The 14,832-nt window shown below is 63.5% G+C and carries 12 protein-coding genes and 1 pseudogene; 8 read left to right on the top strand and 5 right to left on the bottom strand.

Annotation, left to right across the window (positions count from 1 at the left end; genetic code table 11):
• Positions 1–226 precede the first annotated feature (226 nt).
• The 3 genes and pseudogenes from ACT9T4_RS00185 to ACT9T4_RS00195 all read right to left on the bottom strand — a co-directional run bounded on the left by ACT9T4_RS00185 (position 227) and on the right by ACT9T4_RS00195 (position 2,914).
• A complete protein-coding gene (locus ACT9T4_RS00185; protein WP_413694629.1) occupies positions 227–1,078 on the bottom strand; it encodes a methyl-accepting chemotaxis protein in 852 nt (283 codons plus the stop codon).
• A gap of 6 nt (positions 1,079–1,084) precedes the next feature.
• Positions 1,085–1,861 (bottom strand): annotated as a pseudogene (locus ACT9T4_RS00190) (cache domain-containing protein); the annotation flags it as partial.
• A gap of 315 nt (positions 1,862–2,176) precedes the next feature.
• Positions 2,177–2,914: a GntR family transcriptional regulator gene (locus ACT9T4_RS00195; protein WP_179538931.1), complete on the bottom strand. Its 738-nt coding sequence runs from the start codon at positions 2,912–2,914 to the stop codon at positions 2,177–2,179.
• 175 nt (positions 2,915–3,089) lie between these two features.
• On the opposite strand from ACT9T4_RS00195, the gene ACT9T4_RS00200 reads away from it, so the two are divergent.
• Complete coding sequence (locus ACT9T4_RS00200) at positions 3,090–3,917, top strand: amidohydrolase family protein (protein ID WP_179538930.1); 828 nt, start codon at positions 3,090–3,092, stop codon at positions 3,915–3,917.
• A 33-nt stretch (positions 3,918–3,950) separates the two neighbouring features.
• Positions 3,951–5,252, top strand: a complete 1,302-nt coding sequence (locus tag ACT9T4_RS00205) for an SLC13 family permease (protein WP_499115001.1) — start codon at positions 3,951–3,953, stop codon at positions 5,250–5,252.
• A gap of 60 nt (positions 5,253–5,312) precedes the next feature.
• On the opposite strand, the gene ACT9T4_RS00210 is transcribed toward ACT9T4_RS00205, so the two are convergent.
• Entirely contained in the window at positions 5,313–6,335 is a 1,023-nt protein-coding gene (locus tag ACT9T4_RS00210) for an AraC family transcriptional regulator (protein WP_499115002.1), read from the bottom strand.
• Positions 6,336–6,926: 591 nt separating this feature from the next.
• On the opposite strand from ACT9T4_RS00210, the gene ACT9T4_RS00215 reads away from it, so the two are divergent.
• The 6 genes from ACT9T4_RS00215 to ACT9T4_RS00240 all read left to right on the top strand — a co-directional run bounded on the left by ACT9T4_RS00215 (position 6,927) and on the right by ACT9T4_RS00240 (position 13,476).
• The gene (locus ACT9T4_RS00215; protein WP_179538927.1) at positions 6,927–8,174 is read left to right on the top strand and encodes a dienelactone hydrolase family protein; all 1,248 of its coding nucleotides are present in this window, start codon (positions 6,927–6,929) and stop codon (positions 8,172–8,174) included.
• Between the two features lie 9 nt (positions 8,175–8,183).
• On the top strand, positions 8,184–8,987 hold the full coding sequence (locus tag ACT9T4_RS00220) for an SDR family oxidoreductase (RefSeq protein ID WP_499115003.1): 804 nt from the start codon (positions 8,184–8,186) through the stop codon (positions 8,985–8,987).
• Between the two features lie 96 nt (positions 8,988–9,083).
• Positions 9,084–10,322, top strand: a complete 1,239-nt coding sequence (locus tag ACT9T4_RS00225; RefSeq protein ID WP_179538925.1) for a styrene monooxygenase/indole monooxygenase family protein — start codon at positions 9,084–9,086, stop codon at positions 10,320–10,322.
• 17 nt (positions 10,323–10,339) lie between these two features.
• A complete protein-coding gene (locus ACT9T4_RS00230) occupies positions 10,340–10,876 on the top strand; it encodes a flavin reductase family protein (protein WP_499115004.1) in 537 nt (178 codons plus the stop codon).
• Positions 10,877–10,914: 38 nt separating this feature from the next.
• The gene (locus tag ACT9T4_RS00235) at positions 10,915–11,850 is read left to right on the top strand and encodes a SphA family protein (protein WP_499115006.1); all 936 of its coding nucleotides are present in this window, start codon (positions 10,915–10,917) and stop codon (positions 11,848–11,850) included.
• An 87-nt stretch (positions 11,851–11,937) separates the two neighbouring features.
• Positions 11,938–13,476 carry a methyl-accepting chemotaxis protein gene (locus ACT9T4_RS00240; RefSeq protein WP_179538922.1) on the top strand — a complete coding sequence of 513 codons (1,539 nt, stop codon included), beginning with the start codon at positions 11,938–11,940 and terminating at the stop codon, positions 13,474–13,476.
• A 322-nt stretch (positions 13,477–13,798) separates the two neighbouring features.
• Here ACT9T4_RS00240 and antC read toward each other — a convergent pair whose 3' ends face one another.
• Positions 13,799–14,830 carry an anthranilate 1,2-dioxygenase electron transfer component AntC gene (gene antC / locus ACT9T4_RS00245; RefSeq protein ID WP_179538921.1) on the bottom strand — a complete coding sequence of 344 codons (1,032 nt, stop codon included), beginning with the start codon at positions 14,828–14,830 and terminating at the stop codon, positions 13,799–13,801.
• Between the last annotated feature and the right edge of the window lie 2 nt (positions 14,831–14,832).

Below are 14,832 nucleotides of genomic sequence, written 5' to 3' on the forward strand. Positions count from 1 at the left end.
TATTATTTCTGTACGGGAAAGCAAGCGTTTAATGATGGCTAATTGATGCTATAGCGGGCGTCTATCGTGCGTGGTGCCGACGTTTGCCAGTGGGAGGCCGGTCTTTGCGATGGGGCGGTCGCAGCTGAAGGCGCCCGAGAGTCGTGCGAGCCTCTCGGGCGGATGATCTGCCCGAGGCGTTCGGCCCTTCGCCGGGCCGAACGCAGGTACGAACATCCAGGTCCTGTCAGACGCGGAATTGCCCCAGCAGACGACTGAGCTGCTCGGCCAACTGCTTGAGGTGCTGGCTGGCGGCACTCGATTGCTCGGCGGACTCGGCAGCGCTGTGGGCCAGCCCGGCGGTGTGGGTGACGTTCTGGTTGATGTCGTCGACCACGTGGGACTGCTGCAGGGTGGCACTGGCGATGGAGGCATTGAGCCCGGTCAGGTTGCGCAGCGATTGCGCGATCTGCGCCAGACTTTCACCGGCCTGGCTGGCCTGGCCGACCGTCAGTTGCGAGGCCCGGCTGCTGTCGCTGATGGCTTTCACCGCGGCCTCGGAGTTGCCTTGCAGGCGTTCGATCATGCCCTGGATTTCCGCGGTGGATTTCTGCGTGCGTTGGGCCAACAGGCGAACCTCGTCGGCGACCACGGCGAACCCGCGGCCCTGTTCGCCGGCCCGCGCCGCTTCGATGGCCGCGTTGAGCGCCAGCAGGTTGGTCTGCTCGGCGATCGAGCGGATGACTTCCAGCACGCCGCCGATCTGCGTGCTTTCCGTGGCCAGTGACTGGATCACCGTCACCGCCTTGTCGATGGTGCCGGACAACTGGTCGATCTGCTCCAGGCTGGCGTCGATATTGCGCTGGCCTTGCTTGGCCTGCTCCTCTGCGGTGTGCACTTCGCTCGAAGCATGCTCGGCGTTCTTGGCCACGTCCTGTACGCCGTAGGTCACTTCGTTGACCGCGGTGGCGACCAGCTCCATCTGCTGGGCCTGTTGCTGGCTGTGCTGCTGGGCGGCGCTGGAAATGTCACCCAGCGAGCGCGCGGCCTGGTCCAGTGAGGCGGCGGAGTCGAGCAATTGTCGGATCACCTGGCGCATCTTGCCGGTGAAGGCGTTGAAGTGCCCGGCCAGGGTAGCCAGTTCGTCGCGGCCCTGATCGTCGAGGGTGTGGGTCAGGTCGCCTTCACCACTGGCGATATTGGCCATCGCCGTGACAGCCTGCTGCAGGGGCAGGGCGATGCTGCGCGAAATCATCACCACCAGAACGATCAGCAGCAGGGTCGCGGGCACGCCAATGGCCAGGGCGCGCAGGGCCTGGGATTTGAATTCGGCCTGCACGTCATCGACATAGACGCCGGAACCGATGATCCAGCCCCAGGGCTGGAACAGCTCGACGTAGGAAATCTTCGGTACCGGCTCGCTGCTGCCAGGCTTGGGCCAGCGATAGTTGACCGCGCCTGCGCCCTGGCTGCGGGTGATGGCGACCATCTCGTTGAACAGCGCCTTGCCGTCCGGGTCCTTGAGCCCGGAGAGGTTCTGCCCTTCGAGCTTGGGGTTGGTCGGGTGCATGATCATGGTCGGCGTCTGATCGTTGATCCAGAAGTACTCCTGGCCGCCGTAGCGCAAGCCGCGAATCACCTCCATCGCCTGCTTCTGCGCCTGCTCGCGGCTCAGGCTGCCGCTGGCTTCCAGGCCCTGGTAGTACTTCAGCAGGCCGACGGCACTCTGTACCACGTGCTGAGTCTTTTCCGACTTGCCGGCGTAGAGGCCAATGCTGATCTGGTTGAGCATGTAGGCGCCGAGCAGCACCAGCATCAGGATCGGCAGCACCATGATAAGCCACAGACGACGGTTTATCGGCAAGCGACGTAAGCTGTTCATGGGGGCATTCCTGATGTGTTTTTGTTGTAAGTGACGCGTCTGCAGCGCGCCCTTTCTTTCAGCACCTGATAGCACTTCGGCAGCACCGCGTAAATCTAAATAGTGGCCGGGCAGGATTTTTCTCTCTGAAACGTCTCAGGCCCCCATGCCAGAGGCTCCGTTGGCAACCCTGGCAAGTGCTTGATGGGGTGGAAATTGGCGCTTTTGCCGCGCAGCTATCGCGCTGATCAGGCCCTGGCAGGCGGTCGTTGGCGGGGCGTTACGGGGCGACGAACGGTTGGCGACCGTCCTGCCTATGCAGGGCCCCGCGGGTATTCAGCAGATATCGATCTGATAACGGAAGTTGGCTGCCGCGGCGCGCGAGAGGCGGTACTCCAGTGGGCTGCGGTCGTAGCCCAGGGCGGTGCGTTCGATCACCACGATGGGCTCTCCCTGGCCGATGGACAGCGTATGGGCGATCTCTGCGCTGGCCGAGCCGACGGTGAGGGTTTCCCGGGCCGAGGCGATGCACTGGCCGCATTGCTTCTCGTAGAAAGGGTAGAGCAGGTCGCCGAAGGTGTTCGAGTCGATGTCCAGCAGCACGATGAAGCGCGAGGCGGGCAGCCAGATTTCCTCATGGAACAGGGTGCGGTCTTCGATCACGCGCAGGCGTTCCATGCGCAGCACCTGCTCGCCGTTTTTCAGGGCGAGTGCCTTGGCAACCTCCTTGGAGGGCTTCTGCAGTTCCTTGGAAAGGATCTGGCTGCTGGGAATCTCCCGGCCGCCGCTGGCATTGACCTGGCGAAAGAAGCGCGCCAGCGACGCATCGAAATTCGGCCGACGCACGAAGGTGCCACGGCCCTGGCTGCGCAGCAGCAGCCCTTCGCTGACCAGTGTATCCACCGCCTTGCGAACCGTGCCGATGGCCACGCCATAGAGCTTGGTCAGTTCCGCCTCGGTGGGAATGGGCGCGCCGGGTGACCACTCTCCGGCAGCGATCTTGGCGAGCATTTCCTCGCGCAGCCGCTGGTACAGCGGCAGGCGTTCGTCGTATCCGAGGGTCGAGGCATTCATAGCGTGTCGTTGTCCGGTTGCCACAGGCTGGCGCCACTCTACCACCGGCGGGTCGATTGACAGAATGTCCGACACAGATATATGGTCAACTATTCATATATATGACTGGATGTCGTGACAAGAACGGTCAGCGCCCGATGCCGGCCTCTACAACAATCGATCAGGTATTTCCTTCATGAGTACTCCCAGCCCTGCCATCACCGGCATCGACACCCATGCGCATATCTTCCGCAAGGATCTGCCGATGGTCGCCAACCGTCGTTACAGCCCCGATTACGACGCGCTGGTCGAACAGTATCTCGAGCACCTGGACCGCCATGGCCTGTCCCATGGCGTGCTGATCCAGCCGAGCTTTCTCGGCACCGACAACAGCTTCATGGTCGAGGCCCTGCGCCGCTACCCGCAGCGTCTGCGCGGTGTGGCCGTGGTCGACGCGTCCATCAGCGAAGCGCAACTGGACGAGCTCGCCGCATCCGCTGTGGTGGGCATCCGCCTGAACCTGATCGGCAAGGCGCTGGAGGATTACACGGGCCCCGAGTGGGCGGCATTGTTCGGGCGCCTGGCCCGCCGTGGCTGGCAGGTGGAAATCCAGCGTGGCATCGATGACCTCGCGCAGGTCGTGCCGGCCATCGTCGCCACGGGCGTGAACCTGGTGATCGACCATTTCGGTCTGCCGACTGGCGGCATCGACCCGCACAAGCCCGGTCATCAGGCTTTTTTGAATCTGCTGGGCGATTCGCGCGTGTGGCTGAAACTGTCGGCTGCTTACCGCAGCCGGTCCGATCAAACCCAGGCGGCTGCCGCGCTGGCGCAGGTGCGTGGGGCGGCAGGCGGTATCGAGCGTTTCCTGTGGGGCAGCGATTGGCCCAACACCCAGTTCGAAGATCGGACAGACTACGCCGAGCAGTTCACGTTGATCGAAGCGCTGTTGCCGGATGCAGCCGAGCGCAATCGGGTGCTGGTGGATAACCCCGCCAGGCTCTTCGGCTTCACCCCCCGCTGATCAACCTCGAACAACAATCTGGAAGCTTCCATCATGATGAGCCTGCTCGTTGTCGCGGCGATCATTATCGCCGTGGCTCTCGGCTACAAGACCAAGATCAATATCGGTCTGTTCGCCATTGCCTTTTCCTACCTGATCGGCTGTTTCGGCATGGGCCTGAGCCCGTCCGACATCATCGGCATGTGGCCGCTGAAGATCTTCTTCATCATCTTCTCGGTGTGCCTGTTCTACAGCTTCGCAACGGTCAACGGCACCCTTGAGAAGCTGGCCGAACACCTGATCTATACCTGCCGCGCGGTGCCGCAACTGATGCCGTTCGCGGTGTTCGCCACCGCCGGGGTGATCGCCGCGATGGGCGCGGGTTACTACACGGTGCTGGCTTTCATGGCGCCGATCACCCTGCTGCTGTGCGAGCGCACCGGCATGAGCCTGATCATCGGCGGCATGGCGGTGAACTATGGCGCGCTGAGTGGTGCCAACTTCGTCTCCAGCCAGAGCGGCATCATTTTCCGTGGCCTGATGACCAACGCCGGGCTTTCCGAAAGTGATGCCTTCATCAACGCCTTCGGCATCTTCGTCAGCACCTTGATCATTCCGATTGTGGTGATCAGCGCCTTCGTGTTCCTGTCGAAAAATGGCCAGGCGATGAAAGCGTCCACCTTCGTCGCGACAGCGCCGACCCCACTCAATCGCGAACAGCGCATCACCCTCTGGCTGACCCTGGCGATGATGGCCATCGTGCTGGCAGCCCCTATCGCCAATATCGCGATGCCGGATAACCAGACGATTGCCTTCATCAACTCGAAGATGGATATCGGCCTGATCGCCAGCATCTTCTCGGTCATCGCCCTGCTGTTGAAATTGGGTGACGAGCGCAAGGCCATGGCCTCGGTACCGTGGAGCACGCTGATCATGATCTGCGGCGTGGGCATGCTGATCTCGGTGGCGATCAAGGCGGGCACCATCGACATCCTCGCCTCGTGGATCGGCAGTACCATCCCTCCGCTGCTGGTGCCCGTGGCATTCGGCATCATCGCTGCGATCATGTCGATCTTCGCCAGTACCCTGGGCGTGGTGACGCCGGCGCTGTTTCCCATCGTGCTGCCGATCGCCTCGGCCATGGGTATCGAGCCGATGGTGATCTTCATCGCCATCGTGGTGGGCGCCCAGGCCACGTCGATCTCGCCATTCGCTTCCGGCGGCAGCCTGATCCTCGGCTCCTGCACCTCGGAGCAGAGCCGTGCCACGCTGTTCCCGCAGTTGCTGTTCAAGGCCGCGCCCATCGGCTTCGTCGCCGCCCTGGCGTTCAACGTGCTGCTGACGTTCGTCTACTGATCGAGCCTGACGCCCATCGTCCTGCGCTGGCTGCTCCGTGAATGCAGGGGAAGCCAGCCGCTAACGCCGATAGCGCAAGGTGGCGGACGGAAGCTCGCCGTAGCGCTTGCGGTACTCCTGAGAAAACCGACCAAGGTGAGTGAAGCCCCATTTCAGGGCGATGTCGGTTACCGATTCGCTCTCTTCATGCCGCAGGGATTCATGGACGCGTTGCATGCGGACTTCGCGCAGGAAGGCCATTGGGCTGGTGCCGCGGAACTCCCGGAATCCCGAAAACAGCGTGCGTACGCTGACGCCAGCCTGATCGGCCAACTGTTCGACGGTCAGCGTTTCATGGGCGTGATCGAGAATGTACTCCTCACTGCGTTTGACGAAGTAGGGCGAGATCCTGCGTTCGCTGGACAGGGCACCGACCATGCGCTGCATGCTGTTCGGCTGCCCGTAGATCAGGGCATTGATCAGGGTCGCCTCGAACTGCTTGAGCACCATGGGCTGATGGATCGGGTGGTCGGCGCAGGTCAGGGCATCGGTCAGGGTGGACAGCAGCTGGAGGAAATAGCTGGCGCCCGGCTTGTCCAGATCGAAGGCCGGCTCGAAGCGCAGCGGGGTTTCCAGGCGCCGGCCAAGGTGTTGGGCGCAGTGGCTTTCGACGTCTTCGCGATCCAGGCGCACCGCCAACTGCGGGGCATCTGCAGCCCAGTGCATCGATACCGGTGTATCAGGGGAAATGAACGAGGCGCAACGCGGCGACGAGGTGAATTTACGGCCGTCGCAATTGATCTCGGCGCTGCCCTGAAGGGGGATCTGGATCAGGAAGAACGTATCCAGGCTGCCGGGATCGATGCGCACTGCAGCCCCGTACTCCAGACGGCTCAGAGACAGACGCCCAAGGCTGACATGGTGCATCGAGGCACTGACGTTCTGGCCCGGCTCGACCAGGCTCAGATCGTGGGGTTTGAACACGCCGCCGACCTGGTCACGAATGCTGTCGCGGTCGTTGAGCAGGAACAGACGATTGTGTACCGAGAACAGAGGGGTGCGCAGGAAGCGCGTTCCCCCCTCCGAATTGAACTCCGTATTCATGAACACCTCACCCGCGTGCACGATTTCAAGGCAGTGTGTGCCATTGCGTTACCGGTCTCTTGCACGATCCGGATAGTCGCTGCAGTGCGTGGATACTGCGGCACCTCTGCTGTTTCTTAACGGCACGTTTTTTCGTGCCTGGTGTTGCCAAAGCAATACCTGAGCCAGCTTAAGGGTCTGTTGACGTTTCAGCGCAAGCCGCGTTGCTGCGAGAAATCTCGCCAGTCCGGGCGGCGATCCGCGAGGCGGAGGACGCAGGGAATGGCGCTCCCTTTCAAGTCCTGCAGCGACGCATGGCGAGATTTCCCGCGCAACCCGCAGGGCCGGGCCAGTTTTTGCGCGATGCGGCGTTACTCGGTGGCTCATTTGGCCAGCCAAACTTCGCACCTCGTGCCTTGCCTAGCGCAAAAACTGGATCCTGCGCGGTCGTGCTGAAACGTCAACAGACCCTGAGCTCCGCCCATCGCGGCTTCGCGCCAGGGGCTGGAAACTTTCCGCGTGTCACGGACAGACCTTGCGCTAGGCGGATAGTGGCCTGGCGTCGGGGAGTCGCACCATCGTTTCCAACCTCACTGGACGTTGGAGACACACATGAAAGGTCGCTATGTCAGCGTCGCCGCCAATGGCGGCGGAGCGTTCCAGGCCTACCTGGCCACGGCAATCGGCGGGCAGGGGCCCGGTGTCGTGCTCTGTCAGGAGATTTTCGGCGTCAACCAGGCCATGCGCGAAGTGGCCGACTTCCTGGCGGAGGAGGGCTATAGCGTGCTGGTGCCGGATCTCTACTGGCGCCAGGAAGCGAACGTCGAACTGGGTTATACCGAGGAAGACTTCGCCCGCGGCCTGGCCCTGTACCAGGCCTTTGACGAAGACCTCGGCGTGGTGGATATCCAGGCCAGCCTCGCCGCGCTACGGGCGTTGCCGGTCTGCACCCCGGGCCCGCAAGGCGTGGTCGGCTATTGCCTGGGTGGCAAGCTCGCCTACCTGGCAGCCTGTCGGCTCTGCGAAGTGGCCTGTGCGGTCGGTTACTACGGCGTCGGCATCGAAGCGGCGCTGGATGAGCTGGCTGGCCTGAACGGTCGTCGGCTGGTGCTGCATGCCGCCGAGCTGGATGCCTTCTGTCCTGCCGAAGCGCGGGCGGCGATCTTCGCCGCTGGCCGCGCCACGCCGGGAGTGGAAACCTACCTGTATCCCGGTGTCGACCATGCCTTCGCCCGCCCCAATGGGCATCATTTCGACAAGCCGGCAGCGCTGATGGCCCACGAGCGGACGGTAGCCGCCCTGCGCCGCAGCATCGGCCCTGACTATGACCTGTCGACTTTGTGGGAGGAGCATATCCGCCACGAGTTCGATACCCGTGATGTGCCGGCGACCATGGCGACCATGGTTGCCGAGCCCTACGTCAACCATATCCCGACCATGACCGGTGGTGTCGGCTACGCCCAGCTCAGCCGCTTCTATCAACACCATTTCGTGCATGGCAACCCCAGGGACATGGCCCTTACGCCGATCTCGCGCACCGTTGGCGCTACCCAGATCGTCGATGAATTCATCATGACCTTCACCCACGACAGCGAGATCGACTGGATGCTGCCCGGCGTCGCGCCGACCGGGCGGCAGGTGCGGATTCCCATGCTCGGAGTGGTCAAGTTCCGTGGCCCCAAGCTCTGCCACGAGCACATCTACTGGGACCAGGCCAGCGTGCTGGTACAGATCGGCCTGCTCAGCCCGAACGGTTTGCCCGTCGCCGGGCAGGAGACCGCCGCCAAGCTGCTCGACGAGAGCCTGCCTTCCAACACCCTGATGCCCAGCTGGGCCAGCAGCGCCGCCAAGAGCGCCTGAGGAGATCCCATGTCTGCATTTCTCAATGACCAGGCGCTGCGGGGCAAGGTCGCCCTGATCAGTGGTGGCGCGACGCTGATCGGCATGGCCGTGGCACGCGGCCTGATCGCCTGTGGTGCGCGTGTCGCCCTGCTGGATATCGATGCCCAGGGTGGCGATCGGGTCGCCAGCCAGTTGGGGGCGGGCGCGCGTTTCTGGGCTGTGGATATCACCGAGCCCGCTCAGGTAGACGAGGCACTGAGCGCTATCCGGCAGAGCCTGGGGCCGATCGATCTGCTGATCAACCTGGCCTGCACCTATCAGGACGACGGCTTCGCCTCGACCCGTGAAGACTGGTTGCGTGCTCTGGACGTGAACCTGGTGTCGACCGTGACCCTGACTCAGGCCGTGCATGGCGACCTCAAGGCGCGCGGCGGAGCCGTCGTCAACTTCACGTCGATTTCCGCAGGCTGCGCACAGACCGGACGCTGGCTGTACCCGGTCTCCAAGGCCGCGATCAGGCAGCTCACGCGCAGCATGGCCATGGATCTCGCCCCGGATGGCATCCGCGTCAACTCGGTATCGCCTGGCTGGACCTGGTCGCGGGTCATCGCGGAGGTCAGCGGTGGCGATCGCGCCAAGGCTGACCGCGTCGCTGCGGCCTATCACCTGCTCGGGCGCCTCGGCGAGCCCGCTGAAGTGGCCAATGTCGTCGCTTTTCTCTGCTCGCCGGCGGCCAGCTTCGTGACCGGCGCCGACTACGCGGTGGACGGCGGCTATTCGACCATGGGCCCCGAGCAGAACCTGCCCGCCATCTCTCGCTTGGCCGAGTGAGGTACCTCGATGAACAAGCTCCTCGCCCGCCTTCTGAACCTCACCACAACGCCCGGTACGACTGTGCCGGCTCAACCCGCCACCAGGAAAACCATCATGCGTCGCATCGCTATCGTCGGAGCCGGCCAGGCCGGTTTGCAACTCGCCCTGGGCCTGCTGGCCAAGGGGTATCAGGTCACCCTGACCACCAACCGCACCGGTGAAGAAATTCGCAATGGCAAGGTCATGTCCAGCCAGTGCATGTTCAACACCGCCCTGCAGACCGAGCGCGATCTCGGCATCAACTTCTGGGAAAACGAATGCCCGGCGGTCGAGGGCATCGGCCTGTGCGTGCCGGATCCGCAGCAGCCTGGCGAGAAGCTGTTCAACTGGAGTGCGCGCCTGGAGCGCTACGCCCAGTCGGTCGACCAGCGCGTGAAGATGCCGGTCTGGATGGACACCTTCGTCAAGCGTGGCGGTGAGCTGGTGATCAAGGACGTCGGCCTGGCCGAGCTCGAGGAACTGGCCGCCAGCCATGACCTGGTGCTGCTCGCCGCTGGCAAGGGCGAGATCGTCAACCTGTTCGCCAGGGACACCGAGCGCACCCAGTTCAGCACACCGCAGCGTGCCCTGGCGCTCACCTATGTGAAGGGCATGACTCCGGTTTCGCCTTTCTCGCGCGTTGCCTTCAACCTGATCCCCGGGGTGGGCGAGTACTTCGTGTTCCCGTCGCTGACCACCAGCGGGCCCTGCGAAATCATGGTGTTCGAAGGCATTCCCGGTGGTCCGATGGACTGCTGGCAGAACATCAAGACCCCCGAAGAGCATCTGCGCAAGAGTCTGGAAATCGTCCGTCAGTACCTGCCGTGGGAGGCGGAGCGTTGCCAGAACCTGACGCTGACCGACGACAACGGTTTCCTCTCGGGCCGCTTCACGCCCATGGTGCGTCGTCCGGTGATGACCCTGCCGTCAGGCCGGGAAGTGTTCGGCATGGCCGACGCTCTGGTGGTCAACGACCCGATCACTGGCCAGGGTTCCAACAATGCCGCCAAGTGCAGCAAGGTCTACTTGCAGGCGATCCTCGCTCAGGGTGACCAGCCCTTCAATCGCCTGTGGATGGAGCAGACCTTCGAGCAGTACTGGAGCTACGCCCGCCACGTGGTGTCCTGGACCAACAGCATGCTCACACCACCACCGGCTCATTTGCTCGAACTGCTCGGTGCCGCCAGCCAGATACCGCCGCTCGCCGCTGCCATCACCAATGCCTTCGACGACCCGCGCCAGTTCGCACCCTGGTGGTTCGATGCCGAGCAGTGCCGGACCTTCATCCAGAAAATGAGCCAGCAGGCCGCCTGACCCGAGGGGAGATGACCATGAATGATCTGACCGCCCCATGCGCCGACCTGCAGGATGCCGAAGGCCGCGATGTTCGTGAGTTGCGCAACCTGCTGGGCCAGTTCGCCACCGGTGTGACGGTGATCACCGCGTGCACCGCCGACGGCCGCAAGCTGGGCATGACCGCCAACTCCTTTTCCTCGGTCTCGCTGACCCCGGCGCTGGTGCTCTGGAGCCTGGCCCTGACTGCGCCGAGCCTGGACGACTTCCAGGCCGCCAGCCACTTCGCGATCAATGTGCTGGGTGCCCATCAGCATGGGCTGTCGGGGCAGTTCGCCCGGCCGGCGGCGGACAAGTTCGCCGGGGTCGCCCACGCCCTGAGCAAGGCTGGGCCGCCGGTACTCGATGACGTGGTCGCGGTGCTGGTGTGCCGTAACGTCACCCAGTACGACGGCGGTGATCACCTGATCTTCATCGGTGAAATCGAGCAGTACCGATACGGCGGCACAGAACCGCTGGTCTTCCACGCAGGCCAGTACCGGATCGCCGCCGCGCACCCTGGCCTCACTCAATGAACGTTCTGCCGCAAGCCTTGCCAATGGGGAGAAGCAGCATGAAGAAACGACTGATGTGTGTGTGCGGTGCCGGTTTGCTCGTCGCTCAGGGCGCGCAGGCCTATGACCTGCCCGTGGTCAACCTGGGGCTGACCAGTTTTCTCGATGGTGGGCTGCCGGCTGGCCCTGGCTGGTATCTGCAGGAGTATTTTCAGAACTACAGTGCCAGCCGCCTGCGTGACAAGGATGGCGATGACATCGGCCTGCCCCGTCAGGATCTCGATTATCAGGTCGCGGTGACCCAGTTGAGCTACCTGTCCGATCTGCGTCTGGGCAACGCCCGCCTGGGGCTCAATGCGGTATTGCCGCTGGTGACGCGGATGAAGGTCGACGATGGCCTGGACAACGCCGCGCTCAGAGGGCAGACCGGCATGGGCGACCTGCTGATCGGGCCGTTCATTCAGTTCGATCCGATCATGGGCCCCGAGGGCCCGCGTTTCGTGCACCGCATCGAACTGCAGGTCAATCTGCCCACCGGTGAGTACGACAGCGATCGCGACATCAATCCGGGCAATAACGCCTGGTCGTTCAACCCGTACTGGGCCGCAACCTACTGGTTCACTCCAAAGTGGACGGCGTCGATCCGCGCGCATTATCTCTACAACGGCAAGAACGACGACCCCACCCGAGGTTTCGGTGACGCCAGCGACATACAGGCCGGACAGGCACTGCACGCCAATCTGGCCACCGAGTATGCGCTCACCGACAAGCTGCGTCTGGGCATCAACGGCTACTGGCTCAAGCAGTTCACCGATACCGAGGTCGACGGCCACGACGTTTCCGGTCGCCGGGAAAAGGTCTGGGCCATCGGGCCGGGAGCCATGTACAGCTTCTCCCAGGACGATCACCTGTTCGTCAACGCCTACTTCGAACAGGAGGTGGAGAACCGTCCCGATGGCAGCCGCGTACAGGTGCGCTACGTCCATCACTTCTGAGCCCTGACCGCTGCTCCACAGCACTTGGTTTGCGCCCTCCCTCCATGGGGGGGCGTTTTTTTATCGCTGCAACACGAGTGCCGACCGATGAACGACCTCTCTTGTGTCTCTGCGCTGATCTGCCGTACCGATCTCAATGGGCGTATCACCCATTGCTCCGAGTCGTTCGCCGACAGCCATGGTTATCGCCCCGAGGAATTGCGTGAGCAGCCGATCACAGTGCTGCGTCATGAATGGGTTCCCGCCCAGGTCTTCGATAGCCTCTGGCTGACCCTGAGGCAGGGATCTCCGTGGATGGGCCTGATCTGCAACCGCGCCCGCGATGGTAGTCGCGTGTGGCACAACCTCTACGTGAAACCCGCCTACGGGCGCGATGGTGTGCAGGGCTATGGCGCCGTGTATTTGCCGACCACCGTCGACCAAATCGAGCGTGGGCAGCAGCTGTTCGACCACTGGCGGCGCCACGGCACACCACTGACCTGGCGCCTGCGCATCGCTCGACAGTGCCAGGCCCATTGGCCGGCCGCCGGTGTCGGCATCGGCCTGGCCGCCTGCACCTCGTTTCTGCCCTCGCCGGTATTTCAGGGCGCAGCGCTGGCGGTTGCCGTGATCGCCACCGGGATATGGCAGCGCCGGCGGCAGGATCATGCGCTGCGCAGCGTACTGGCTGAGCACCCCAAGGCCTTCAGCGATCCGCTACTGGCCGAGCTGTACAGCACCCAGGGTGGCAATGCCGCGCTGATCAACATGGCCCTGATCACCGGCGAAGCGCGTCTGCAGACCGCGTTGTCGCGCATCGGCATGAGCGGCCAGCTCCTCGATGCGCACACCGGCGCTCTGACCCATCTGATCCAGCAAGAGGCACAGCGCCTCGAACACCAGCGTAACGAGACGGATCAGTCGGTGGTCGCCTTGAGCCAGATGACCGCGACCATTCAGGAAGTTTCGCGCAGCCTGCACGAAAGCCTGGGGGCCACCCAGCAAGCGGTGAGCCTGTCGAATCAGGGCCAGGGCCTGGCCGAGCAGAGCCTGTCGGCGATGCAGCGCCTGAATGCGTCGGTGGAGGAGATCGCTTGCGCATCCGGCGAACTGGCAGCGGCCACCCGGGCGATTGGCGAGATCACCGACATCATCAGCGCGATCGCCGGGCAAACCAATCTGCTGGCCCTCAACGCCGCCATCGAGGCGGCCCGCGCCGGAGATGCCGGACGTGGGTTCAGCGTGGTGGCCGACGAGGTACGGCAACTGGCCACGCGCACGCAGCAGGCGACTGGCAGGATCCAGCCGTTGCTCCTGCGTTTCAACCAGACCACCGAGCAGACCGTGCAACTGACCCGCGAGGGGCAGGCGCTGGCGACCCAGACCACCGAAGCGGTTACCTCGGTGCAGGCAAGCTTTCATGGAGTCAAGCAGGCGCTCGAGCAGATATCCGACATGAACGTGCAGATCGCCAGCGCCATGGAAGAGCAGGGGCAGGTGGCAGATGGTCTGAATCGCCAGGTGGTGCAGATTGCCGAGCTGTGCCATCAGAGTGCGGCCAAGGCCCAGGACGGCCACAAGGTCAGTGCGCAAATCGGCCAGCAGATCGAAGCGCTGCGTAACCTGGCGGAGCGGTTCGACCGGTGACCCATCTGGCCGCCGGATGCAAGGGCATCCGGCGTGCCCAGGGTCTGTTGACGTTTCAGCGCAAGCCGCGTTGCTGCGAGAAATTTCGCTAGGTTAGGCGGAGGACGCAGAGAATGGCATTCCCTTTTCAAGTCCTCCAACGACGCCTGGCGAGATTTCCCGCGCAACCTAGGCGGCCCCACCCGAAGGGCCGGGCCATTTTTAGCGCGATGCTGCGTTTCTCGGTGGCTCATTTGGCCAGCCAAACTTCGCACCTCGTGCCTTGCCTCGCGCTAAAACTGGCTCCGGCGCGGTCGTGCTGAAACGTCAACAGACCCTCGGGTCAGCGGCTCGAATTGCTTTCCACGAATTTCTCGTAGTACAGGTTGCCGTTGTCGATGCCGTGATCATGCAACCAGGTCTTGATCGCTTCGACCATGGGAGGTGGCCCGCATACGTACATGTCGAAAGGCTGCGCGGCGAGGACGGAGCGCTCGAAGTGCTCGGGGATCCAGCCGGATTTGCCGGTCCAGCCCGCTGACGGCCGCGATACGACAAGATTGAGGTCGAAGCCTGGCAGCTGATCGGAAAAGCCCTGCAGGCGTTCGATCTGGCACAGGTCGGCTTCCTGATTCACCCCGTAGAACAGCGTGACCGGCTGGCCGGCGCTGCCGCGTTCGGTCATTTCATCGAGCATGCCGAGGAACGCCGAAAGCCCCGTGCCGCCTGCGACCAGGAACAGGGGCCGGGCCACCTGGCGCAGGTAGAAACTGCCCAGGGGCGCTTCGAACTCGAGCACCTGGCCGGGCTGGCAGCGCTCGCGCATGAAGTCGCTCATCACCCCCTGTGGCAGCAGACGCACGAGGAACTGCAACTGATTGGCCATGCCGGGGCGGTTGGCGAACGAGTAGGAGCGCCACTGCTCGGTGCCCGGCACGCGCAGCCGTGCGTACTGGCCAGGCAGGAAGTCCAGCTGCTGGCGATGCTGGCTGGCGTCCACGTGCAACACCGCGGTGCTGTCGGACACCTGCTCCACAGCGCTGATCACGCCCTGTATGTGGCGCGGCCCCTCGGCATGGCAGAGGCTGGAATCGAAGTCGAAGTAGAACGCCGCGTCGGACTGCACGCGGGTCTGGCAGGTGAGTACCTTGCGCTGTTGCAGATCGGTTGCCGACAGTGCTTCGTCATCGACGTAGTCCTGGGTGTATTGACCCGATTCACAGCGACCCTGGCAGGTGGCGCACACACCTTCCCGGCAATCCAGGGGGATCTTGATGCCTGCGCGCAATGCGGCGTCGAGCAGGATCTCGTTGCCCTGCACCGGGCAGAACAGCGTCTTGCCGTCCGCGAAACTGAAGGCGACCTTGTACGTCATGA

This window comes from Pseudomonas sp. SZ40 (genome assembly GCF_052958135.1).

Bases quoted from the DNA above. Each gene is read 5' to 3' on its own strand.
- ACT9T4_RS00185 (WP_413694629.1), bottom strand. From the start codon at position 1,078: ATGCGCCAGGTGATCCGACAATTGCTCGACTCCGCCGCCTCACTGGAC.
- ACT9T4_RS00195 (WP_179538931.1), bottom strand. From the start codon at position 2,914: ATGAATGCCTCGACCCTCGGATACGACGAACGCCTGCCGCTGTACCAG.
- ACT9T4_RS00200 (WP_179538930.1), top strand. From the start codon at position 3,090: ATGAGTACTCCCAGCCCTGCCATCACCGGCATCGACACCCATGCGCAT.
- ACT9T4_RS00205 (WP_499115001.1), top strand. From the start codon at position 3,951: ATGATGAGCCTGCTCGTTGTCGCGGCGATCATTATCGCCGTGGCTCTC.
- ACT9T4_RS00210 (WP_499115002.1), bottom strand. From the start codon at position 6,335: ATGAATACGGAGTTCAATTCGGAGGGGGGAACGCGCTTCCTGCGCACC.
- ACT9T4_RS00215 (WP_179538927.1), top strand. From the start codon at position 6,927: ATGAAAGGTCGCTATGTCAGCGTCGCCGCCAATGGCGGCGGAGCGTTC.
- ACT9T4_RS00220 (WP_499115003.1), top strand. From the start codon at position 8,184: ATGTCTGCATTTCTCAATGACCAGGCGCTGCGGGGCAAGGTCGCCCTG.
- ACT9T4_RS00225 (WP_179538925.1), top strand. From the start codon at position 9,084: ATGCGTCGCATCGCTATCGTCGGAGCCGGCCAGGCCGGTTTGCAACTC.
- ACT9T4_RS00230 (WP_499115004.1), top strand. From the start codon at position 10,340: ATGAATGATCTGACCGCCCCATGCGCCGACCTGCAGGATGCCGAAGGC.
- ACT9T4_RS00235 (WP_499115006.1), top strand. From the start codon at position 10,915: ATGAAGAAACGACTGATGTGTGTGTGCGGTGCCGGTTTGCTCGTCGCT.
- ACT9T4_RS00240 (WP_179538922.1), top strand. From the start codon at position 11,938: ATGAACGACCTCTCTTGTGTCTCTGCGCTGATCTGCCGTACCGATCTC.
- antC (WP_179538921.1), bottom strand. From the start codon at position 14,830: ATGACGTACAAGGTCGCCTTCAGTTTCGCGGACGGCAAGACGCTGTTC.